Below are 20797 nucleotides of genomic sequence, written 5' to 3'. Positions count from 1 at the left end.
CCGATCAGGCGGTCGCCACCTTTTCAACGATACGATCAATCGCCTGGTCAGCGGTTACCCCGCCGGCGTGGGCCTCGTATGAGAGAACGAGCCTGTGACGGAACACGTCATGCACCGTCGCCTGTACGTCGTCCGGGGTCACGAAATCCCTGTCGTTCAGCCAGGCATGCGCGCGCGAGACCTTGTCGAGCCCGATCACGCCGCGGGGGCTGACGCCGACCTGGATCCACTTGGCGAGCTCCGGGTCGACCTTGTCCGGATAGCGCGTCGCCATCACGAGCGCGACGATGTAGTCCTCGATCGCCTTTGAAACGGCAACGTCCGAAATCTCGGCGCGCGCAGCAAGCACGACGTCGGCGTCCAGCTTCTGCGGAGCGTTGCCCTTGCCATGGTCCGCCTTCTCCTCGGAGCGGACCAGTTCCATGATCGCCACTTCCGACTTGGCGTCCGGATAGTCGACGCGAATGTGCATGAGGAACCGGTCGAGCTGGGCCTCCGGCAGAGGATAGGTGCCTTCCTGCTCGATCGGGTTCTGTGTCGCCATGACGAGGAAGAGATCCGCGAGCGGGTGGCTCTGTCCGCCGACGGTCACCTGTCGCTCCTCCATCGCCTCGAGAAGTGCTGACTGCACCTTCGCCGGCGCGCGGTTGATCTCATCGGCCAGGATCAGGTTGGCGAAGATGGGCCCTTGCTGGAACTTGAACTCGCCCTTGCCGCTCTCGCTGAAATAGACCTCGGACCCGGTAATGTCGGAGGGAAGCAGGTCAGGCGTGAACTGGATTCGCGAAAGGCTGGCGTCGAGATTTTTCGCGAGGCTCTTGATGGCGCGGGTCTTGGCAAGACCCGGCAGGCCCTCCACCAGCAGGTGCCCGTTGCCGAGCAGGCCGAGCAATAATCGCTCGATCATTTCCTCCTGGCCGATAATCGACTGCCCAATGCGCTTGCCCAGCGCCTGGATATCTTCCCGATTGCCCATTGCACCCCCCGCATCAGGACTTTTACGGCGAACGTCGAATGCTGGAACGACAACGAAAAATTGCACGGCATATCTGCCGCGTGTAGAGGAAAATATCCGCTTGCTGCCGATCTTCAAGGGCAGGTCCGTTCAATGCGGCGCGAGTCCGCCAACGCCCAAGCAGTTTGCCCTTGCCCGACGTCCTATGACGCTGCGGGCAGACGAAGGGCGACATGCAGGCCGCGACTGCGGTTTCCGAGCACGATTTCGCCTCCGACCGTCTGCACGATGCTCTCGGCAATCGCCAGCCCGAGACCGGCACCGCCGCTCGTCGTATCCAGCCGCTCGCCGCGCCGCAGAACGTTCTTGAGCTTCTCTTCCTCGATGCCCGGTCCGTCGTCTTCGATTTCGACGGTGACCGCTCCGCCGGTGCGGGCCGCCCTAATCGACACTTCGGAGCGGCCATAACGCGCCGCGTTTTCCGTCAGGCTGCCGATGAGCTCGGACAGATCGTCGGGGTCCATCCGGACATCGACATCCGCGGGTATGTCGATCGCCCAGTCGATCTTCTGCCCTGCCGGAGTACGGCCGACGACGGCTACGACACTCGACACCACACGGCGAAGATCCGAGCGGGCCGAATGCCCCGGCCCGGCCATGCGGGCACGGGCCATCTCATGGTCGACCAGGCGACGCATGACCACGATCAGGGATTCGATTTCCTGTGCCGCTTCCACCTGCCCGGCCTCGCGCAGCCGGAGCACGTCGCCGGAGAGCGCCTGCAGGGGCGTCTTGAAGGCGTGGGCGAGCTCAGACGCTCGTTCCCGTGCCTTGCGCAGTTGCTCTTCGCGCGACTGGAGCAGTGCGTCCACTTCACTCGTCAGCGGCTGGACCTCGTCGGGAAAAGCGGTGCCAAGCCGTTGAGCATCTCCATTACGGATGCGCGCGATCCGCTCTCTCAGATCCGCCAGCGGGCGAAGCCCGATGACGATCTGTGCGAGGCTCGCAGCAACGAGCACCGCCGCCAGAAGGGCGATGAAGGGGAGCAGGTCGCGCCGGAACGCAGCGGTCGCACTGGTAATGTCAGCCCGGTCAATCGCCACTGCCGCCACGACGGGCTGGTCGCCAAGCCTGTCTTCGGTCACCACTTGCCGCGCCATGACGAGAAGTTCAGCATGGTCGGGACCGGAAACCGACAGTTCCTGCAGGCCCGTGCCGGCAAGCTCCGGCAGGTCGATCGCCTCATCCCAGAGCGAGCGCGACCGGCGCTCGAGATCCTGTCCCTCGATCTGCCAGTAGAGACCGGAGAGCGGCCGCTGGAACCGGGGATCGACGGGAGGCCGGAATACATCGAGCTTCCCGGCTGAATCGAGCCCTAAACCGGCTATGACCTGGTCGAGATGAAGCTTGAGCTCACCCGCGACGCGGCGCTCCACATGCCGCTCGAAGAGGAAGGAGAGACCGAAGAAGGCGACGACAAGCGCGACGCCGATCGAGGCGGTGCCGGCCAGCGCCAGGCGCAGGCGAAGCGACCTGCGCGAGATCACGTGTCGTCACCCATCAGGTAGCCGAACCCCCTTCGGGTGGTGATCGCCGTGCTTCCAAGCTTTTTCCTCAGCCGGGCAATCATCGCTTCGAGCGCGTTGGCATCACGCGAGTAGTCGTCGCCATAGACATGATCCTGCAGCTCGGATGCCGGCACGACGCGGCCGCGGTGATGTGCCAGATAGCTGACCAGCCGGTATTCGAAGGGCGTGAGGTTGAGCGGCATGCCGGAGATGCTGACGCGCATCATGCGCGTGTCGATGAGCAGTTCGCCGACTTCGATCGTCGCCGCGCCATGCCCGACCGAGCGCCTGATGAGCGCGCGGACGCGCGCCAGCAGTTCCTCGAACTGGAACGGCTTGGGCAGGTAATCGTCCGCACCGGCGTCAATGCCCTCGACCCGTTCCGCCCAGCTGCCGCGGGCCGTCAGGACGAGCACCGGCGTGTGGCGTCCGCTTGCGCGCCACTGCCTCAGCACGCTGATGCCATCCATCCCGGGCAGGCCGAGGTCGAGAACGATGAGGCCATAGTCCTCCGTATCGCCCCTGAACCAGGCATCCTTCCCATTGTGCAGGAGGTCGACCGCATAGCCGGCAGAGGTCAGAACACTCCTGATGTCCTCGCCTATCCTGTGGTCGTCTTCCACAACCAGAAGCCGCACTAGTCTTCCTCGCGCTTCAGAATTTGCATCGTGCTGGCGTCGACGTCGACTTCGACGATCTGTCCGGACGGCTGGATGATCTCGAGCTCGTAGATATAACGCCCGTCTTCGCGCTCGAACTCGATCTCGATGATGTCACCGGCAATCTCCTTGCGCACGGTGGCGATGATCTCCTCCAGTGGACGAATCTGCCCGAGACGCAAGGCCTCGCGGGCCTCGTAGTGCTCGCGCGCGTCGTTCGCGTCGTCATCATCGTCCGCCGTCTCGCTCAAGGCAACGACGGGATAGAGGAAAAAGCAGGCTGCCAGGATTCGCAGCAGCATTCGGCGATGGTGGGGTCTTGAGGTCATGCCCCATCCCTACCGGATTCAAACTGACATTTCGCTGACAATCGTTGTCAGGGTGCCGAAAGCCCGGACCGTACAGACTGGTCGAAGCGTAAAAGACGCACCCGGCTGCATCCGGCGCCGGGCTGTTCGTCGCACAGACCAGAAAGGAAGTTCAAATGGCAAAGCTCAGGGGCACGACGGCGGCCGATCTCTTGAAGGGCACGAGCAAGATCGACGACATCTACGGCCTGGCCGGCAACGACAAGCTCTACGGCTATGCAGGCAACGACGACCTGGATGGCGGCTCGGGGAACGATTACCTGAACGGCGGGTCCGGCAATGACGAGCTCGAGGGCGGCAGCGGCAACGACACGCTGATCGGCGGCACCGGCAATGACGAACTGGAAGGCGGCGCCGGCAGGGACCTGTTCGTCTTCTCCTCCGGCCGGGACGAGATCGACGATTTCAACACCACGGATGATACGATCAGCATCGACACGTCGCTCGGCATCGACAGCTTTGCAGAACTGATGAGCAAGGCGCGCACTGTCGATGATGGCGAGGACGTTCTCTTCGACTTCGGCGGTGGCAACACGCTGCGCCTCGAAGACACCAGGATCGACAGCCTCAAGGCATCGCATTTCGGCTTCGCGACCAGCTCGCAGCCGGTTGCCGCGGCCTCGAGCGGGAATGACCGGCTTGTCGGCACCAGCGGCAAGGACACGCTGGATGGCGGCTCCGGCAACGACAAGCTCTTCGGCTATGGCCGCAACGATATGCTCAAGGGCGGCTCGGGCCACGATGACGTCATCGGCGGCAGCGGCAACGATCGTCTTTATGGCAACAGCGGAATCGACGACCTCGAGGGCGGTTCCGGCAATGACACGCTCTTCGGCGGCAGCGGCAATGACGACCTGGAAGGCGGTTCCGGCAACGATCGCCTCGATGGCGGCAGCGGCCGCAACGAACTCGAAGGCGGCGCCGGCGCCGACACCTTCGTGTTCTCGATTGGCATCACCGAGATCGAAGACTTCCAGGCAGGCGTCGACACCGTCGTGATCGATACGTCGCTCGGCGTCGCAAACTTCAGGGAGTTGCGAGGACTTGCCAAGTCCATAGACAATGGCGAGGACACCTACATCGACTTCGGCGGTGCGTCCCTGACCTTCGAGGACGTCACGATTGCGGAACTGAAGGCGAGCGACTTCCTGTTCGTATGATCGACCGGATGCCGCCGGGCACGCATCGGCGGCATCCCGCCTCCTTGGCCTGGCGGCATGCCTCCCCCCGTCGCACGGTGCCGACATGAACACCGCCTTCCGCTCCTATATCCGGTGGGATTGCCTTGACAAAGTTCCGGCAGCCCCGGAAATTCGCCCTTCCACAGCGTCGCGAGACAATCATTCACAAGCCTGGCCCCCGGGGTCCGAGACGGAGCAGACATGGCACTCAGGAATGCCCGGATGCCCGGCATGGGGAGTGCGGCATTCGCGGTTCTCGTGTCGCTGTCTTCAGGTTCATCCGCAGCCGAAAAGACGGAGATCATCAGGTTCGATCCGGGTGCCAGCTCCAAGTCGATAAAGGGATCGGTGAAGGGCGATGACGGCCACAGATACGTGGTCGGCGCGAATGGCGGGCAGGCCATTTCCATACTCTTCGTGCCTGATAACGACAGTTGCTACTTCAACCTGCTTCCGCCCGTCGGCGACGCCGCCATCTTCATCGGTTCGGCGGAGGGAAACGAGTATGCCAACGTGCTTCCGGCAACCGGCAACTACACGGTCGACGTCTATCTGATGCGCAATGCAGCGCGGCGGGCAGAAAGCTGCGACTACACCCTCACCGTCGAGATTTCCGACTGATTCTCCCGCATCGGGCCGGCAAAGAAGGGACAGAATTTCCGAAACTGCCCATTTCTTGTCCCGCTTACGAGACAAAGAGAAGTTGACCAGAGCGCGCAAGCTGGGCATCCTGCACGCGTCAAACCGACCAGCATGAAGCATTTTGCAGTTAGCGATCATTCTAGAACGATCCCATCAAAGGGAGCGTTTGTTTGGGGGAAATCGTGAAACGACATGCAAGGTTCATCGCGATGGCGCTCGCCACGGCGGTCGCTTTCGCCGGTACGCTTCCCGCCATGGGTGCGGATCTCGTCATCGCCATGCCAAACTGGCCATCCGGTCAGGCCACGGCAAACATCCTGAAACTCGCTATCGCCAAGGAGTTCGCCCTCAACGCGGACGTCAAGGAGATGGGCACGCTCACCGCCTTCAACGGACTCGAGTCCGGCGCCGTGGACGTCCACCCAGAGGTGTGGCGGCCTAACTTCGACGACGTGATCCAGAAATTCGTCGTGCAGAAGCGCGCCGTCGTGCTCAGCGACCACAGCGTAACCGCCTGGCAGGGGATCTGCGCGACACCGGACGCAGCTGAAACCTACGGGATAAGAAGCGTCGCCGATCTCAGCAACCCCGCGAAGACGAAGGCGCTCGACACGGATGGGGACGGACGCGGCGAGATGTGGATCGGCGCGCAGACGTGGTCCTCGACCGGGATCGAACGGGTGCGCGCCAACAGCTACGGATACGCCAACAACCTGACGCTCGTGGAAGCTGAGGAAGAGGTCGCCATGGCGGCCATAGACGCGGCGGTCGCCACCGGCCGGCCGATGGTGTTCTACTGCTATGCTCCCCACCATGTCTTCGAACTGCACAAGATCGTCCGGCTGACCGAGACGCCCTATGACCCGGCGAAGTGGAAGATCGTTCCCGCCAGTGATCCGCTCTGGATCACCAAGTCGAGCGCTCCGGTCGCCTGGGGACCGGCAAATTTCCACATTGCCTATGCCTCCGCCTTCAAAACGAAGCACCCCGACATCGCCAAGTTCCTTGAGGCGGTCGACCTGACGCCCGAGGAGGTCACGCAGATGAGCTACGCCCTCGAGGTCGAGCGCCAGTCACCTCCCGACTATGCCAGGAAATGGGTCGAGGATAACGCAGCTCGCATCGACGGATGGGCAAAGCAATGATGACGACATTCTTCGAGCGCCGCCGGAAGGACACCGCATCCAGCAGGAAAAGAACCGCCGGCGTCATTCTGCTCGCTGCCGGAATGCTGATCGCGGGCCTGGGAGCCGTGGCAGCGCAAACGCAGATCTTCGATTCCAAGACCCGCAAATGGGTCGACTACGACAAGAAGAAGGCGCGGCAGTACTTTGCCCGCAACAAGCAATTGCCGGAAGCGTTTCGCAGGCAGGTCGTGCGGTTCCGCACCGCCGAGCCGCCGGGCACCATCATCATCGACGGCAACCAGCACTTTCTCTATCTGGTTCAGCCCGGCGGGCAGGCGATACGCTACGGCATCGGCGTCGGACGGGAAGGATTTGGCTGGGCCGGCATCGTCAGGGTAGGCAGAACCGCGGAATGGCCGACATGGACTCCGCCCGCCGAGATGGTCGCCCGCGACGCGAATGCGGCAAAATGGGCGGCCGGCATGCCTGGCGGCCCCGACAATCCGCTGGGAGCCCGCGCTCTCTACCTCTACGAGGGAGACAACGACACGATTTACCGCATCCACGGCACCGTGGAGCCTTGGACCATCGGCCTGGACGTTTCTTCGGGCTGCATACGCATGAACAACGACGACATCATCGACCTGCACTCCCGCGTGAAGATTGGAGCCAAGGTCATCGTGCTGATGCAGGGGGCCGCCCTTTACAAGGGCGTATGAAAAACGGCGACATCTGGAGGGCTTTTGCGTGTCGACGACGAGATCGAACGGACGTGGAATGGCATTGCATGTTCTCGTGGTGGGCTGCGCCGCCGCCCTTGCCGGCTGCGTCTCGCCGCCGCCGCCCGAGGAAATGGCCCGTACGACACTGCAGACGGCGCCGGCTGATCTGCAGCTCATCTGCGCCAACGCAGTCGCAGGCTCCGCCAAGACGGAGAGCACGAAGGTGCTTCCGATGAACTCGCGCCAGATCGACGCGCAGACCTACAGCGTCGAACTGGATGCCGGCGGGCGGAGGTTCGACTGCGTCGTGGACAACAACGGCAGCGTGAAGTCGGTCCAGCCCGTGTGAAGCGAACCCGGGGCTGACCGCTTGCGGTAGACGAGAAGTCTCGGCTGGTTGCGGATCAGTGCTTGCCGCGCTGTTCGAGCAGTTCGATCTGAATTTGCTGGAGTTCTGCCAGCCTCTCCCATTGATGGGCCATCTGGTGGTCGATTTTCTCGTGCAGCTGGCGGATTTCCAGCTCGGCGCGCAGATTCACCATGTAGTCGTTCTCTGCGCGCTGCCTGTCTTTCTCCTCCTGCCGCTTCTGGCTCATCATGATCACCGGCGCCTGAAGGGCAGCGACGCAGGAGAGAACCAGGTTGAGCAGAATGAAGGGATAGGGATCGAAGTTGTTGGAGAGAATCCCGGTGACGTTGATCGCCATCCAGGAAACGAGCACCGAAACAAAGAGGATGATGAACGTCCAGGAGCCACCGAAGGAGGCGACACGATCGGCAAGCCGCTGACCGAGCGTTGACCTCTCCTCGAAAGGGGTCGCCGTGCCGAGCACCGTGGATTGCCCCCTCTCGAAACTCTCCAGCACTTCCTTGTCCAGCGCGGAGAGCTCGCCCCGTTCCTCCTCCAGCAGTCTTTCGACGTAGATGCGACGAAACCGCGTCAGGTCTTCGCTGCAGATGAGACTGCTGTCGTTCCAGCCCGAAGTCTCCCGGGCGATCGCCTCGTTCAACCTCGGCCGAAGATGCTGCGCCCGATAGAGCCGGCCGAGCGGAAAGGTCCTCCCGCAAACGGCGCAGCATCCGGTCCGCGTTCTGGTGGCGGCTGAAGAATCGTTTGCCATGGGATCCGCCCTGGATTCGAAGCAATGCTGGGGCCCGCATTATGGTCCAACAGAATCTCCGAATGCAACCAGAGCCCGAGCCGCCTTCAGAGCGGCTTGGGTCCACCTGCACGGATCATGGAGAAGTAGTCGTCGTGACCAACCTGACCGCCCTTCAGCGCTACCTCCATGCCGTCGATCCTGGCATCTCCGCCATGCGCGGTGCAGAGCGGCGATCCGGGCGTCTGGGGCAGCGGAAGGCGCAGCGTCAGTGCCGAGATCCCGAGTTCCGCCAGTGCGTGGCTCGAGGTGTCTCCGCCGGCGATCACGGCACGGCGCAGCCCTGCCTCGCAGACGAGCGCCCGAAGGATCCGGCCGAGGTTCTGGCCGAGGCGATGCCTTGAGCCATCCTCGAATGAGATCGCGGCGCCCTTGTCCGCGGAGGGGCCGAGCGCGGTGTAGAGGATGACGCTTTTTCCAGCGGCGAGCGACTTCAAACCGTCTTGGACGGCCTTGGTGACGGCGGCCTCTGCATCGTCCGCCGAGATTGCCAGCGGATCGAGCGCGACGCCCTCGAAGCCGTTGTCGATCGCGTGGCGGATCTGGCGCTCGGTGGTGGGTGAAACGCTACCGGAAACGACGGCGATCCGATCAACCGCGCCCGGATGCTCGAATGTCGGGGCCTCTCCGACGAGACCGAGGCGCTGCCACTCGGGAACCAGCGCATATTCGACGCCCGAGGAACCGCAGACGAACTGCCCGCCGTCCCGACGCTTGCGCCAGAGCTGAGCGCCTGCCGCACGCTGCGTCTCGGCATCGGCAACATCAAGCAGGACGAGTTCGCCGCCGGCGCCATAGGCGCGATCGACGATCCCGTCGGCGTCTGCCGCACGCAACTGGACGAGGTCGACGAGGCTGCCCGAAAGCGCGGTCTGCCGGGAGAGGTGGAGACGGATATCCGCCTCGTCCATCGGCGTCACGGGATGCCGGCTCATCACCGGGTGCCGGTCGATGCGGAAAGTTTCACCCTGGTATGCAGCGAAAAGGTTGCCGAATGCAGTGTAGCGGCGGATCTGCGGCGCGCCGACGATGAGCGGCACGGTGGCGTCCCCGAACACACGGCGGCCGATTTCGATCGCCCTGCCGATGTTGCCGATCGCGGGGCTCGAATCGAAGGTCGAGCAGACCTTGTAGTGCGCTATCGCCGCGTTGAGCGACTTCAGCCATTCGAAGGCCGGCGTCAGGTTCTCGTCCATCCAGGCGGGAGACTGGCTCCGGCTGGTGCCGGCAAGACCGATGGCGCGGTAGTCCGAGAAGCGTGCACTGAACTCCGGGTCGGGAACCTTCAGGAAAAGAACGGTGTCAACGCCCTGCGAGGCCAGCGCCTCCATGACGTCGGTTGAGCCGGTGAAATCGTCACCGTAGTAGCTGAGTAGTGCTGTCTGCATAAGGACCTCCCGGCCATGTCTTTCTATGTTGGGCTCAGGCGCCCTTGCCGTCGGCGAATTTTTCGAGCGACTGCGCAAGTTCCGGATGGTCCTTCGCATAGGTCTCGAGATCGATGCCTGCGACCGCGGCCTCCCAGGCCTGCCGAACGGCGCGAACGCCGGCACCCGCTCCACCCGGATGGCTGACGATACCGCCGCCGCAGAGATAGAGCAGGTCCGTCGATTGGCCGGTGCGCCTGTAGGTATCCGGCGCCTGGCCGCCCCACTGGCCGGACCCGACCACTGGCATCGGACAATCGGCGGGCGAAAACAGCGGCGTGCTGACCGCCTCGAAGGATTTCACGAAGCTCTCGTCGGGTTCCCAGTATTTCACCCTGATGCCGTTGATCTGGAACTGGTCGACGCCGAGAAGCCGCCAGATCTGCTGCCAGACCGAGAACTCCATGCCGAGAGAAGGATGCCGGGTCAGGATGTCCCAGCCGTTGCGGTGGGCGTGAAGCGCGATGCCGGAGCGCTTGCGCAGGAAGGAAACACCACCCATGCCGATCGAATTGATGTTGACCACGCCGGCGTTGCCGCCCGCCTTCAGCACGATATCGTGGTTGCGCATCATCTGGTCGGGATCGGCGTGGGAGATTCCGAAGGCGTACATCACCTTCTTGCCGGTCTTCTGCTCGTGGTCGAGGATCCGTGGCATGATCGCGGCCACCCTCTCCTCGAGCGGAGAATAGGCGGGGCTCATCAGCTTTTCGTCGTCCTTGATGAAGTCGACGCCTGAGGTGAGGAGATCACCGACCAGTTCCGCCGTCTCATGCGGCCTCAGCCCGAGCGCCGGCTTCACGATGGTTCCGATCACGGGGCGGCCCTCGACGCCGGTCAGGCGACGGGTTCCAGGCACGCCGAACTGCGGTCCCGGATGGGCGGCGGCGAATTCCGGCGGCAGTTTCATGTCCACGACGCGGATGCCCGTCATGCCCTTGATCGAATAGACACCGCCGACGGCGATGGTCATCAGCGCGGAAAGATCGGTTCCGACCGCGTCGAGCGGAAAGTCGATATCGGCTTCGCCGCGGTTGAAGACGGTGGCGCCGCCGCCCTCGTCCGGAAAGGACGGCCGATCGGTCGGCGGAAGATGGCGGATCGCCACCACCCGCGCGGCGACCCGCGCCTTCAACTCTTCCGTTTCGCCAGGCACGGCAACAAAGGTGCCTGTCGACTGGTCGCTTGCGATCTTTGCCGCCATGGCTTCGACGTTGCCGGGCGTTTCAATTCGGTAGGTCAGACGTATCACGGGGCTTCTCCCAAATTCCTGCCTTGCAAACGGGCTGGCGTTCTTCTACCAATGACTGGTATAATGAGTATCTGAGTTGTGCAAGGAGTTTGTGAACGCCTTTGCTGCCAACGGCATTCACGCGACCGGGAATCGTGCATATAGAAGAACTCCGCCAAGTGCGGAGCGAGGGGTCCAAATGGTCATGCAATCCGAACCGATCGTTCGCAGAAAATTGTCAGACGAGGTTTTCGAGCGCCTTAAACGGTTGATCGAGACAGGAGAATTGCGCCCGGGCGACGAAATGCCCTCCGAGCGCACCCTCATGGAGCGTTTCCAGGTCGGCCGACCAGCCATACGCGAGGCCATGCAGGCGCTGTCCAACATGGGTCTTCTGGAAATATCGCACGGCGAGCGCGCCAAGGTGCTCAAGCCCACCGCCCAGTCGCTGTTCCGCCAGATGGATGTCGCCGCCAAGATCATGCTGTCGGCCTCATCCGATTCGCTCGAGCATCTGAAGAATGCCCGTATCTTCTTCGAGCGAGGCATGGTGCGAGAGGCGGCGGTGCGGGCCAAGCCGGCCGACATCGCCAGGCTGGAGGAAACGCTTGCGCGGCAGAAATCCCTGCTCGGCGATTCCGACGCCTTCATCGGCGCCGATATGGAATTCCACACCTGCATCGCGCGCATCTCCGGCAATCCGATCTATACCGCTGTCAGCGAGGCCATGCTCGGCTGGCTCAAGGCCTATCATACCGAGATGCTCATCTGGACGGGACGCGAGAACTTCACGCTTTCGGAACATGAAGAAATCATCGACTGTATTCGCTCGGGCGACCCTGAGGCGGCGGAACGGGCCATGATCAAGCACCTCGAACGCTCCCGCGCGCTCTACACCCTGAAGACCAAGGCCGACGGTTGAAAAACCCCGGTAAATAAGGCTTGCACCGTTTCTGGGAAGGGACAGCTGCGGCACGGTTTCCCACCTTCTTTCGTCCCATTCAGGGACGTTTTTGACGTCGGCCTGCACGCGTTAACCATCCCTTAAGCATTCGATTGCAGGCGCCACCGCATAGGGCACTATGCGTGCATGAGCGACGTTCCTTCACCCAGGCATGGCGTAGACGATCCGGACCGGTCTTCCGAGGCAAGGACGATCTTCGAGAACGCCCTGCGCAGCCTCGTGAAAGACGCCGTCATCGCCGGTTGGCGTGAATCCGAGGTCGCCATGCTTCTTGCGGACGCCGCCGAAAACTACATCATGTACCTGGCAGCCAAGCCGGATCACGCCCGTTTCGCCGCCAACAGCAATCGCATTTCGCCCCTGAAACCAATGTCCTCGTAGCTCAATCTGGATAGAGCGACGGTTTTGCCGCTGGTCCAGGTTCGAATCCTGGCGAGGACACCATTCGCCTGCCGTGTATTCTAGCGCGACACCACCCGCGCCACGGCATAGGGCGGCAGCGTGATGGTCGCGCCGCTCTGCTCAACCGCCCGTGGCGCACCGTCCGCCGCAAGTCCCTTCTCGTCCAGGATCGACAGTTCGGCGCCTTCGATGCCGTCGCAGCGGACGGCTTGCGTCTCGGCTGTAATGTTCGCCAGAAGAACGACAGTCCGCCCGTCGTGCCTTGCGCCAAGCGCCAGCACCCGGTCGGGCGCCGAGGAGAGGGCTGCGAGCCGCTGCCCGCCCGAAAGGCCGGCGAGCCATCGCAAGACGTGGAAGAGCGGCCTCACGCCGCCAGCCGCAACTGGCTCGCCCTCCCCCGCCACAAGGCCGAAGGGTCCCGCAAGCGTCGAAAGGGAGAGCACCTCCAGATTGGCGTCCGAGACTGTCGCCGCATAGGCAAGCGTCCAGGCGGCGCCGAACAGAGCGTTGTGACGCGGATCGACGTTGGCCATGGGAACGCGCTTGCGGGACGGATTGTCCTTGGTGGCGCTTCCATAGGGATTCTGCCGCATGGCGATGGTGGACGGCCCGATCCGGTAGGGCCTGTCGCCATAGATGGCACGCACCGACCGCGTGACGTAGCAAAGGGCCTCGAAGGTCTGCATGACGCTCTGATCGTCGGCCGCATGCACGATCGGGTTCGTGCAGTGGGTGACGTAGGCGAGACCTTCCGCCGGCACTCGCTTGCGATTGAGTTCGGTGAAATAGCTGAACATGCCTGCACCGAGCGGCACGCCCGGAAAAGCACGCCGCGCCGCCGCGTAGACGTCCTCCAGTGGCGGGCACTCCGGCCAGATGCTGCCGGGGGGCGTCGATTGCCTGTCGACCGAAGGAGATACCGCGAGCGAGGCGAGTTCGAGACCGCTCGCGCGCACCATCTCCGCGATGCCGGAAAGCTCAACGTCGAGATCGGCCTTGCAAGGCACGAAGCATTCGAGCGTCACCGGCAGTCCGGATGCCGCCGCCACCGATCGGAAACCCGTCAGTGCGTCGATTCCATGTCCGGCATCCGGGTCGAAATGGCAGATCAATTGGCGCGCGCCCAGTTCGGCGAGCAAGTGCGCATTGGCCTGCTCCATGCCCTGGCATTCCGGCCTCAACCCTACGCCGATTGCCGGGAGCGTTCCCTGCGCATCATCAAGCGTGATTTCGACCGCTTGACCGTCCTTGCGGCCGGTGACCGGTGTTTCGCTCTTCGCACGCAAAGTCACCGTAACGGACTGGCGCACCGTTTCGCCGGCCTCGAGGCGATAGGGCCAGGGCCGCGCGAGCGGCCGCACGTAGGTCTTGTAGGAGCCATCGGTCCAGTTGCGCTGGTCCTCCATCTCGAAGACGTCGCCCGCCATCCGGCACTCGGCGGAGATTCCCGGCAAAGGCTCATGGGTGATGGCCACAATGTCCATGAACGGCTGCCACGGTTCGATCAGGTCGGGAAATACTGCGTCTTCCACCGATCCGTCGCTGTGCTCGACGGCGACCGGCCCGCCTGCAACGCCGACAACCGGATGAAGGGTTACGAAGCCTGCGCGCGCGGTCTCGAAATCGGCATCAGGCGTGAACGAGGCAGCAAAGGACAGGCTCCGTGCCGTACCCTCGATCCCGGCTTTGCAGACGAGACGCGCGCCGTCCGGTGCCAGAAAGGTGGCATCATAGGACACCGTGAAGCGATCAGGGCCTTCGTCGACCGCAAGGTTCGAGACCGTTGCCTCGCAGGTGCCCCAGTCACGGTCGCGAACCAGAAACGAGACCGCGCGCAACACTTCGGTTCCGGCGAAGCGGATAGCCCCGAGATTTCCGCCGATGAGCTCTGCCGACAACTCTCCAGCCGTAAGCTTCCTTGCTTCCGGCTCCTTCTCGTCAGTACCGAACAGCAGGAAAGCCGTAGACTGCGTCATCCGAGAAACTCCGCCAGCTGTACCGTCCGCCCTTCTTCAGCACTCCTGTAGGAGGCTTCCACGAGCGCAAATGTCTTCAGATTGTCCGCGCCGGATGTCTCGGGTTCCCGCTTTTCCTTCAGGCAATCGACCCAGTGCTGCTCGATAAGGGCAACGCTTTTCTGGATGTTGTGCCATGGGCGCGATGCCCAGACGAGGAGCGGCGGCTGCACGTCCGATACCTGAGTGCCATCGGGCGAATGCACCGTCAGCCGGTATCCCTGCGACAGCCGCAATGTGCCCTTGCTGCCATCGATCTCGAGAAGCGTCTCAGGGAAGGGCTCGACGGGGAGTTTCGTGGCATAGCTGCAATCCACGACCGACGTGATCCCGTTTTCGTGGTCCAGCATCATGGTGGCGACGTCCTCGCCGGCAATCTTCGGATTGACCCGTCGCGTACGCGCCGTGACCGCAGAGGCATCGCCAAAGAGATAGCGGGCCACATCGAGGGCGTGGATACCCAGATCCTCGATGATGAAACGCTTTCCCGTCGCCAGGTAGGGCTGTCCGGAGAAGACGTCATAGCCGGAGCGAAAGCTGACGCGGCCCCAGAAGACTTCGCCGATGGCTCCCGATTCGATTGCCGCCTTTGCCGCCCGGATCGGAGACTGCCAGCGAAAATTCTCGTGCACCATCAGCGGAACGCCCGCTACGTCGCAGGCGGCAACCATCGCCTTGGCATCGTCCATCGTGAGTGCGAAAGGCTTCTGGCAGATGACCGGCACGCCATGCTTCGCCGCCATTTCCACCAGCGGGCGGTGGCTCGGGACGGTGGTCGCGATGTCGACAAAATGGAAGCCGCCATCCGCGAACATCTCTGCGGCGTCACTATAGCGCCGCTCGATGCCGAACTGGTCACCGACGATCTTCAGCCGCTCCGGGTCGCGATCGCAGATCGCGACGATAGAGACATTCGAGGCGTCGGCCCAGCCATGCATCTGGTTGACCGCGAAGAAGCCGCAGCCGATTACGGCACCCTTGAGGTCAGTCATATCGGATTATCCCTTCTTTGCGAGCTGCATCAGGCTGACCTGCTGCTGGAGCCGGCGCTGCGCCTGATCCACCACCACGGCGACGATGATGACAATACCCTTGATCACCATCTGCCAGAAGGAGGAAACGCCCATCATCACAAGTCCGTCCGACAGGATGCCGATCACGAAGGCGCCGATAATGGTGCCGCCGATCGTCCCGCGTCCGCCCGACATCGACGTCCCGCCGAGAACGGCAGCGGCGATGGCATTCAGTTCGAACGAATTGCCGGTCGCAGGGTGCGAAGCCATCAGCTCCGACGAGATAACCAGGCCGACGATCGCAGCGCAGAAGCCGGAGAACATGTAGACGAACATCTTGACGCGATCGACGCGGATGCCGGACATGCGGGCAGCACGCTCGTTTCCGCCGACGGCGAAGATGTGACGGCCTATCGGCGTGTACTTGGCAACGTAGGCAGCCGCAAGTGCCACGACGATGAGGATCCAGATCGATACAGGCAGGCCGACGATGCGGCCGGAGCCAAGGAAGCCGAAGCCTGTCGTGCCGAGGTCCGGCTTTCCTACAAGATTCGGGAAGGTCTGACCGTCGGAGGAGAGCAACGCGAAGCCGCGGGCCACGTAGAGCGTACCGAGCGTGGCGATGAAGGGTGCAACGTTGAGCTTGGTGATGAGCAAGCCGTTGATGGCGCCGATAACGATGCCCACGAGCAGCGTCAAAAGCGCCACCTCGAAGACGTTGAAATAGATCGTGTAGCCGATCTGCAGGTCGATACCGTGAAGGATGAGACCACCGGCGACCATGCCGCAAAGACCGACGATCGACCCGACCGACAGGTCGATGCCGCCGGTTACGATGACGAAGGTCATGCCCATAGCCAGGAAGGCGTTGAGCGCGACGTGCTTCGACATCAGGATGATGTTCGCGGTCGAAAGGAAGTTCGGCGCGAAGATGGAGAAGAAGGCGATCACCGCGAAGAGTGCGATGAAGGTCCTGAGCTTCATCAGGGTGAGAAGTACGGAGCCGGTGGACGTGTCCGCAGGTGCGGTTGAGGTGGTAGCCGTGGTCATCACGCGTGTTCCCTTGCCGTATTATGGGCGGTCTTGTGGCCTTCTGCCGAGGCCTTGACGATCATTTCTTCGGTGGCGTCCGCCCGGTCGATGACGGTGACCAGCTTGCCGTTGCTCATGACGGCAATGCGGTCGGAAAGCGCCATGACTTCTTCGAGGTCGGACGTGGAAAAGAGGATTGCCAGCCCCTCGCCCGCCAGCCGGCGCATGGTGCGGAACACGTCCGCCTTGGCGCCGACGTCAATGCCCCGGCTCGGCTCGTCCATGAGCAGAACTTTCGGATTGGTCATCAGCGCCTTGCCGATCACCACCTTCTGCTGGTTGCCACCGGACATCGATGTGACGTCGAACTCGGGGTTCGGTGCCTTGATCGATAGATTGCGGATCGCTTCCTTGATCGCGGATTGCTCGCGGTCACCCTTGATATGAAAGCCAAGACTTACGAACTTCTCGAGGCTCGCCAGCGTCAGGTTGCTCGCGATCGACAGCACCTGCACGAGTCCTTCGCGCTGCCGATCTTCCGGAATGAGCGCCAGGCCCTGCTTGATGCGGGTGGACGTGTCTCGTGCCACGACTTCTTTGCCGTCGACGAAGACTTTTCCCGTCGAGTGCGGATGCTGTCCCATGACGCATTCGAAGAATTCGCTGCGCCCCGCGCCCATCAGGCCGTAGATGCCGAGGACTTCACCGGCGCGCACCGAAATCGAGAGATGATCGACGGCGAGCCCGCCCGTCTTGCGCGGCAAGCTGATGTCCTCCGCGCGGAAGGCTTCGGCACCGAGCTTGTGATCGACGGACTTCGCGAAGTCCTTGGCATCGGATCCGATCATGGAGCGGACGATCCACTTGGTATCGATGTCCTTGACCATGGCCTGGCCGGTGATCTGGCCATCACGCAGAACTGTGATGTAGTCGCCGATGCGCATCAGCTCTTCGAGCCGGTGCGAGATGTAGACGATGGCGACGCCCTGCGCCTTCAGCTCCCTGATCACCTTGAACAGGATATCGACTTCCGCCGCCGACAGCGCGGAGGTCGGTTCGTCGAGGATCAGGATGCGGGTGTCGAGGGATATCGCCTTGGCGATCTCGACCAGCTGCTGCTGGCCGATCGGCAGGTCTTCCACCATGGTCGCGGCGTTGATGCCAGCGTCGAGCCGATCGAGGAAATGGTTCGCCCGCTCGATCTGAGCCTTGTGGTCGATGCCGCGCAATCCCTTGGTGATCTCGCGGGTGGCAAAGATGTTTTCGGCCACGGAGAGATTGCCAAAGAGGTTGAGCTCCTGGAACACCATGCCGATGCCGTTCGCCTGTGCGTCGGCCGGAGAATGGAACTCCACTTCCTTGCCGTCGAGCAGGATGCGTCCCATGGTCGGCCGCTCGACGCCGGCGATGATCCGCATCAGCGTCGATTTACCGGCGCCGTTTTCGCCGACGAGGACGTTGACGGAACCGCGACGCAAGATGAGGTTGGCGTGCTTGACCGCGACGATGCCCGAATAAACCTTGGTGACGTCTTCGAGCTTCAGAATGCAATCGTCAATCTCGATGTCCGCCATCTCAGCCACCGATCGTGATCGTTGCGGGGACGAACAGCGGGAGCTGTCCCTTGGCTGGCAGCGGATAGGCTCCGACGGCCTGCACTTTCTTGCCGACTAGGTTTTCGCGCGGCAGTTTCTCCAGCACCAGCTTGTTCAGGTGCGTGTTGAATGACTTGCCGTACTGCGCCCACTCGATCTGGTTCTTGAACTCGTTGAAATTGACGAAGTCGAGACTGTCGCGGATCGCCGTGCCGCGGACGGCAGGGCCGATCTGTACGCGCACGTCCGCCTTGGCGTCGCCGTCTACGTCGACGTCCACATAGGCCGAGCGGGACTTGAGCTCTTCGGCGACGATGGTGCCGTCGATCCGGGTTGCAAAAGTCCAGGGCGCGCTGCCCTGCTTTTCCTTGTGGCCATACTTCGCGCCTGCCGCTTCGACATCGCTCGCCGCAAGGGTAGCGACCTCCGGGAAGGGACCCGCTTTCTTGTCGAGATATGGAACGACCTTCGCATCCCAGATTTCACCGACCATGGTGTCGGGATTGAAGCCGCCGGATGCTTCGTTCGCAGCTTCCTCGGCAGTGGGCGTCTTAATAATCTTGCATCCCGGCAGGACGATCGCGCACGCTAGGGCGATCACGGCCGCGGCCTTGAAATTCGGCATAAAAATGGCTCCGTCACATGGAAACAGACGCGCAGGGCGGAAAACTTCCGCCCCGCGCGCATCCTTGGGAGGATTAGTCCTGGAGTGCGAAGGTTTCGAGCTGGTCGGCGTTTTCGGCGTTGATCAGCACGCAATCCATCAGCTGCTTTTCTTCGGCCGGGCCCTTGCCCGTCTTGATGTAGGCATCCGCCTGCTCGACAGCCATCTGGGCCTGAGCATAGGCCGGCTGCAGCACGGTCGCCTTGATGCCGCCCGACTTGATCGAGTCGCGCACGTCGTTGGAACCGTCGAAGCCGACGACGATGACATCCTTGCGACCTGCAGCCTGGAGCGCCGCAATTGCGCCCATGGCCATCGTGTCGTTGCCCGAGATGACACCCTTGATGTCCGGGTTGGCCTGAAGGATGGTCTCCATCTTGGAGTAGCCTTCCGTCTGGCTCCAGTTGGCCGACTGCTGTGCGACCATCTTCATGTCAGGATATTCGTCGATGACGTCGTGGTAGCCCTTCGAGCGGATGCCGGCGTTGAGATCGGCTTCGCGGCCGAGAAGCTCGACGTAGTTGCCGCTTTCGCCCATCAGCTTGACGAACTCTTCGGCACCGAGCTGCGCGCCCTGATAGTTGTTGGAAACGATCTGCGAGACGGCAATTCCGGTCGCATTGATCTCGCGGTCGATCAGGAAGGACGGGACACCCGCATCCTTGGCCTTCTGGACAGCGGCGATCGAGGCTTCGGAGCCTGCGTTGTCGAGGATGATCGCCTTGGCGCCACGGCCGATTGCCGTATCTATAAGCTGCGACTGCTTGTTGGCGTCGTCATCGTGCACCAGAACGAGGGTCTCATAACCCAGTTCCTTGGCCTTGGCTTCCGCGCCCACCGCTTCAGCCTTGAAGAACGGGTTGTCGTGCGAAGGCGTGATGATCGCGATGAGGTCGGCCGCATAGGCCGGCATGGAAACGCCGGCGGCGAGAACGGCGGCCATGGCCGCCATGGTCATTCTGCGTGTTAGTTTCATAGTACTCCTCCCAAGGTTAGACCGGTCCCTTCCCATCGGGACCGGCGATCAGGCAAAATGCCCGTTTGATCAGGTGATGCGACGAATGCTGTCGGCAATCTCCTGTGGTTCGAAGACGCGCTTCCAGTCGTCGCGCATCAGCATCGGCTTACCGAATTCGATTGCCTTGTTGCAGGCGTCAGAGAAGACACCCTCGACTTCTTCGAAAATGACCGCGCCGAGCACGTTCATGTGACCGAGCAGGAAGTCGCGGGCCGCCTCCTTGGCCACGCCACGCTTGACGCACTCGTCCATCGCTTCACGCATGACGACCAGCAGCGAGGCGCAGACGGTCTCGGAAAGACCCGGCTCGAGAAGAGCCATCTGCTCGACGGTGACGCGATGCGAGCGCATGACCGGCGCCCAGACGACCTTGGCGATCTCTTCGCCGACGGCATAGGCCTCTTCCGGGCCCTGCATCAAAGCGGAAACGATGTGCTGCTTGGCATGAATGCCACCGAAGTGATCCTTCTTCGCAGCCATGTCCGTCTCGTCATTGAAGATCGGCGGATGGCAGGGATGCGTGACGAAATAGGTAAGGTCCGGACGCTCCGGGAAGTGGCCGGCGAACGGAGCAGCAGCATCAAGCGCCACGACCATCGTGCCCGCCTTCAGCTTGCCCTCGATCGAGGCAGCGACCTTGCCGATTGCAGTGTCCGGCACTGCGAGAATGACGACGTCCACGCCGTTCAGTGCTTCATCCACGGAAACCGTGGAGAGGCCAAGTTCGTTGGCGAGGCGGGCCTTGCCGGCGTCGCTTACTTCAACGTGACGCACGTCGAATTTCGAACCCTTGAGGTTCTTGGCCAGCCGGCAACCCATCTTGCCGCCTGCGCCGAAAAGGGCAATCGAAGTCATTGGATGTCTCCTCAAGAATTTTGTTGGGAGAGGATTACTGCAAACTGGTATGATGAGTCAATGAGTATATCATTGCTCCTGGTCATTTTTGATCGCCGAGAACCCAAAACGCAGATGGCGCGGACAGAGCCGCGCCATCAAGCCATTGCAATTTCACACATTTGGTTCAAGAACGCGACGCTGTGGATTGTTCTCAGCC

21 protein-coding genes and 1 tRNA gene are annotated in these 20797 nt (G+C 62.4%); 8 read left to right on the top strand and 14 right to left on the bottom strand.

The window, feature by feature from the left end:
- Positions 1-4 precede the first annotated feature (4 nt).
- From F3Y30_RS06120 to F3Y30_RS06105, 4 genes are all read right to left on the bottom strand, one after another.
- Positions 5-976: an AAA family ATPase gene (locus tag F3Y30_RS06120; RefSeq protein WP_203425611.1), complete on the bottom strand. Its 972-nt coding sequence runs from the start codon at positions 974-976 to the stop codon at positions 5-7.
- Positions 977-1158: 182 nt separating this feature from the next.
- Complete coding sequence (locus tag F3Y30_RS06115; protein ID WP_203425610.1) at positions 1159-2502, bottom strand: HAMP domain-containing sensor histidine kinase; 1344 nt, start codon at positions 2500-2502, stop codon at positions 1159-1161.
- The gene (locus tag F3Y30_RS06110; RefSeq protein WP_203425609.1) at positions 2499-3161 is read right to left on the bottom strand and encodes a response regulator transcription factor; all 663 of its coding nucleotides are present in this window, start codon (positions 3159-3161) and stop codon (positions 2499-2501) included. Before F3Y30_RS06110 ends, F3Y30_RS06115 begins: the two co-directional genes overlap by 4 nt.
- Positions 3161-3511 (bottom strand): PepSY domain-containing protein, encoded by a 351-nt coding sequence (locus F3Y30_RS06105; RefSeq protein ID WP_203425608.1) that lies wholly within the window; start codon positions 3509-3511, stop codon positions 3161-3163. The genes F3Y30_RS06110 and F3Y30_RS06105 overlap by 1 nt, the downstream gene beginning before the upstream one ends.
- Positions 3512-3666: 155 nt before the next feature.
- On the opposite strand from F3Y30_RS06105, the gene F3Y30_RS06100 reads away from it, so the two are divergent.
- From F3Y30_RS06100 to F3Y30_RS06080, 5 genes are all read left to right on the top strand, one after another.
- Entirely contained in the window at positions 3667-4710 is a 1044-nt protein-coding gene (locus F3Y30_RS06100; protein WP_203425607.1) for a calcium-binding protein, read from the top strand.
- A gap of 222 nt (positions 4711-4932) precedes the next feature.
- Positions 4933-5352: a hypothetical protein gene (locus F3Y30_RS06095; RefSeq protein ID WP_203425606.1), complete on the top strand. Its 420-nt coding sequence runs from the start codon at positions 4933-4935 to the stop codon at positions 5350-5352.
- Between the two features lie 230 nt (positions 5353-5582).
- Entirely contained in the window at positions 5583-6518 is a 936-nt protein-coding gene (locus F3Y30_RS06090; RefSeq protein WP_203426502.1) for a glycine betaine ABC transporter substrate-binding protein, read from the top strand.
- Between the two features lie 83 nt (positions 6519-6601).
- On the top strand, positions 6602-7219 hold the full coding sequence (locus F3Y30_RS06085; protein ID WP_246752955.1) for a L,D-transpeptidase: 618 nt from the start codon (positions 6602-6604) through the stop codon (positions 7217-7219).
- Between the two features lie 58 nt (positions 7220-7277).
- On the top strand, positions 7278-7571 hold the full coding sequence (locus F3Y30_RS06080) for a hypothetical protein (RefSeq protein WP_203425605.1): 294 nt from the start codon (positions 7278-7280) through the stop codon (positions 7569-7571).
- Between the two features lie 55 nt (positions 7572-7626).
- Here the strand turns inward: F3Y30_RS06080 and F3Y30_RS06075 are convergent, their stop codons facing one another.
- The 3 genes from F3Y30_RS06075 to oiaX form a co-directional block, all read right to left on the bottom strand.
- Entirely contained in the window at positions 7627-8343 is a 717-nt protein-coding gene (locus F3Y30_RS06075) for a DUF1003 domain-containing protein (protein ID WP_203425604.1), read from the bottom strand.
- An 86-nt stretch (positions 8344-8429) separates the two neighbouring features.
- A complete protein-coding gene (locus F3Y30_RS06070) occupies positions 8430-9770 on the bottom strand; it encodes a four-carbon acid sugar kinase family protein (RefSeq protein ID WP_203425603.1) in 1341 nt (446 codons plus the stop codon).
- Positions 9771-9804: 34 nt separating this feature from the next.
- A complete protein-coding gene (gene oiaX / locus F3Y30_RS06065; protein ID WP_203425602.1) occupies positions 9805-11061 on the bottom strand; it encodes a 3-oxo-isoapionate-4-phosphate decarboxylase OiaX in 1257 nt (418 codons plus the stop codon).
- Positions 11062-11239: 178 nt separating this feature from the next.
- Between oiaX and F3Y30_RS06060 the strand changes: the two genes are divergently transcribed.
- The 3 genes from F3Y30_RS06060 (at position 11240) to F3Y30_RS06050 (ending at position 12448) form a co-directional block, all read left to right on the top strand.
- A complete protein-coding gene (locus F3Y30_RS06060) occupies positions 11240-11962 on the top strand; it encodes a transcriptional regulator NanR (RefSeq protein ID WP_203425601.1) in 723 nt (240 codons plus the stop codon).
- Between the two features lie 168 nt (positions 11963-12130).
- The gene (locus tag F3Y30_RS06055; RefSeq protein ID WP_203425600.1) at positions 12131-12385 is read left to right on the top strand and encodes a hypothetical protein; all 255 of its coding nucleotides are present in this window, start codon (positions 12131-12133) and stop codon (positions 12383-12385) included.
- Positions 12376-12448: transfer RNA gene (locus tag F3Y30_RS06050), tRNA-Lys, on the top strand. The genes F3Y30_RS06055 and F3Y30_RS06050 overlap by 10 nt, the downstream gene beginning before the upstream one ends.
- A 17-nt stretch (positions 12449-12465) precedes the next feature.
- Here the strand turns inward: F3Y30_RS06050 and F3Y30_RS06045 are convergent.
- The 7 genes from F3Y30_RS06045 to F3Y30_RS06015 all read right to left on the bottom strand — a co-directional run bounded on the left by F3Y30_RS06045 (position 12466) and on the right by F3Y30_RS06015 (position 20598).
- Positions 12466-14382, bottom strand: a complete 1917-nt coding sequence (locus F3Y30_RS06045) for a hypothetical protein (protein ID WP_203425599.1) — start codon at positions 14380-14382, stop codon at positions 12466-12468.
- Positions 14379-15413 carry a Gfo/Idh/MocA family oxidoreductase gene (locus F3Y30_RS06040; RefSeq protein WP_203425598.1) on the bottom strand — a complete coding sequence of 345 codons (1035 nt, stop codon included), beginning with the start codon at positions 15411-15413 and terminating at the stop codon, positions 14379-14381. The genes F3Y30_RS06045 and F3Y30_RS06040 overlap by 4 nt, the downstream gene beginning before the upstream one ends.
- A gap of 6 nt (positions 15414-15419) precedes the next feature.
- Positions 15420-16484, bottom strand: coding sequence for an ABC transporter permease (locus tag F3Y30_RS06035; protein WP_203425597.1), 1065 nt, complete (start codon positions 16482-16484; stop codon positions 15420-15422).
- Positions 16484-18040, bottom strand: coding sequence for a sugar ABC transporter ATP-binding protein (locus F3Y30_RS06030; protein ID WP_203425596.1), 1557 nt, complete (start codon positions 18038-18040; stop codon positions 16484-16486). Before F3Y30_RS06030 ends, F3Y30_RS06035 begins: the two co-directional genes overlap by 1 nt.
- Before the next feature lies 1 nt (position 18041).
- Positions 18042-18686: a DUF2291 family protein gene (locus tag F3Y30_RS06025; RefSeq protein ID WP_203425595.1), complete on the bottom strand. Its 645-nt coding sequence runs from the start codon at positions 18684-18686 to the stop codon at positions 18042-18044.
- 73 nt (positions 18687-18759) lie between these two features.
- Positions 18760-19701, bottom strand: a complete 942-nt coding sequence (locus tag F3Y30_RS06020; protein ID WP_203425594.1) for a D-ribose ABC transporter substrate-binding protein — start codon at positions 19699-19701, stop codon at positions 18760-18762.
- A 69-nt stretch (positions 19702-19770) separates the two neighbouring features.
- Positions 19771-20598, bottom strand: coding sequence for a phosphogluconate dehydrogenase C-terminal domain-containing protein (locus F3Y30_RS06015; protein WP_203425593.1), 828 nt, complete (start codon positions 20596-20598; stop codon positions 19771-19773).
- Positions 20599-20797: the final 199 nt, after the last annotated feature.

The sequence above is a fragment of the Sinorhizobium sp. BG8 genome, assembly GCF_016864555.1.
GTDB lineage: Bacteria > Pseudomonadota > Alphaproteobacteria > Rhizobiales > Rhizobiaceae > BG8.
The sequence above is the reverse complement of the archived record's forward strand: the minus strand, read 5'-3'. Positions and strand labels throughout refer to the sequence as shown.

What these genes read in the sequence shown, in the direction of transcription:
- F3Y30_RS06120 (WP_203425611.1), bottom strand. Translation starts at nt 976, where the DNA reads ATGGGCAATCGGGAAGATATCCAGGCGCTGGGCAAGCGCATTGGGCAG.
- F3Y30_RS06105 (WP_203425608.1), bottom strand. Translation starts at nt 3,511, where the DNA reads ATGACCTCAAGACCCCACCATCGCCGAATGCTGCTGCGAATCCTGGCA.
- F3Y30_RS06100 (WP_203425607.1), top strand. Translation starts at nt 3,667, where the DNA reads ATGGCAAAGCTCAGGGGCACGACGGCGGCCGATCTCTTGAAGGGCACG.
- F3Y30_RS06095 (WP_203425606.1), top strand. Translation starts at nt 4,933, where the DNA reads ATGGCACTCAGGAATGCCCGGATGCCCGGCATGGGGAGTGCGGCATTC.
- F3Y30_RS06090 (WP_203426502.1), top strand. Translation starts at nt 5,583, where the DNA reads ATGGCGCTCGCCACGGCGGTCGCTTTCGCCGGTACGCTTCCCGCCATG.
- F3Y30_RS06085 (WP_246752955.1), top strand. Translation starts at nt 6,602, where the DNA reads ATGCTGATCGCGGGCCTGGGAGCCGTGGCAGCGCAAACGCAGATCTTC.
- F3Y30_RS06080 (WP_203425605.1), top strand. Translation starts at nt 7,278, where the DNA reads ATGGCATTGCATGTTCTCGTGGTGGGCTGCGCCGCCGCCCTTGCCGGC.
- F3Y30_RS06075 (WP_203425604.1), bottom strand. Translation starts at nt 8,343, where the DNA reads ATGGCAAACGATTCTTCAGCCGCCACCAGAACGCGGACCGGATGCTGC.
- F3Y30_RS06070 (WP_203425603.1), bottom strand. Translation starts at nt 9,770, where the DNA reads ATGCAGACAGCACTACTCAGCTACTACGGTGACGATTTCACCGGCTCA.
- F3Y30_RS06060 (WP_203425601.1), top strand. Translation starts at nt 11,240, where the DNA reads ATGGTCATGCAATCCGAACCGATCGTTCGCAGAAAATTGTCAGACGAG.
- F3Y30_RS06055 (WP_203425600.1), top strand. Translation starts at nt 12,131, where the DNA reads ATGAGCGACGTTCCTTCACCCAGGCATGGCGTAGACGATCCGGACCGG.
- F3Y30_RS06045 (WP_203425599.1), bottom strand. Translation starts at nt 14,382, where the DNA reads ATGACGCAGTCTACGGCTTTCCTGCTGTTCGGTACTGACGAGAAGGAG.
- F3Y30_RS06040 (WP_203425598.1), bottom strand. Translation starts at nt 15,413, where the DNA reads ATGACTGACCTCAAGGGTGCCGTAATCGGCTGCGGCTTCTTCGCGGTC.
- F3Y30_RS06035 (WP_203425597.1), bottom strand. Translation starts at nt 16,484, where the DNA reads ATGACCACGGCTACCACCTCAACCGCACCTGCGGACACGTCCACCGGC.
- F3Y30_RS06030 (WP_203425596.1), bottom strand. Translation starts at nt 18,040, where the DNA reads ATGGCGGACATCGAGATTGACGATTGCATTCTGAAGCTCGAAGACGTC.
- F3Y30_RS06025 (WP_203425595.1), bottom strand. Translation starts at nt 18,686, where the DNA reads ATGCCGAATTTCAAGGCCGCGGCCGTGATCGCCCTAGCGTGCGCGATC.
- F3Y30_RS06020 (WP_203425594.1), bottom strand. Translation starts at nt 19,701, where the DNA reads ATGAAACTAACACGCAGAATGACCATGGCGGCCATGGCCGCCGTTCTC.
- F3Y30_RS06015 (WP_203425593.1), bottom strand. Translation starts at nt 20,598, where the DNA reads ATGACTTCGATTGCCCTTTTCGGCGCAGGCGGCAAGATGGGTTGCCGG.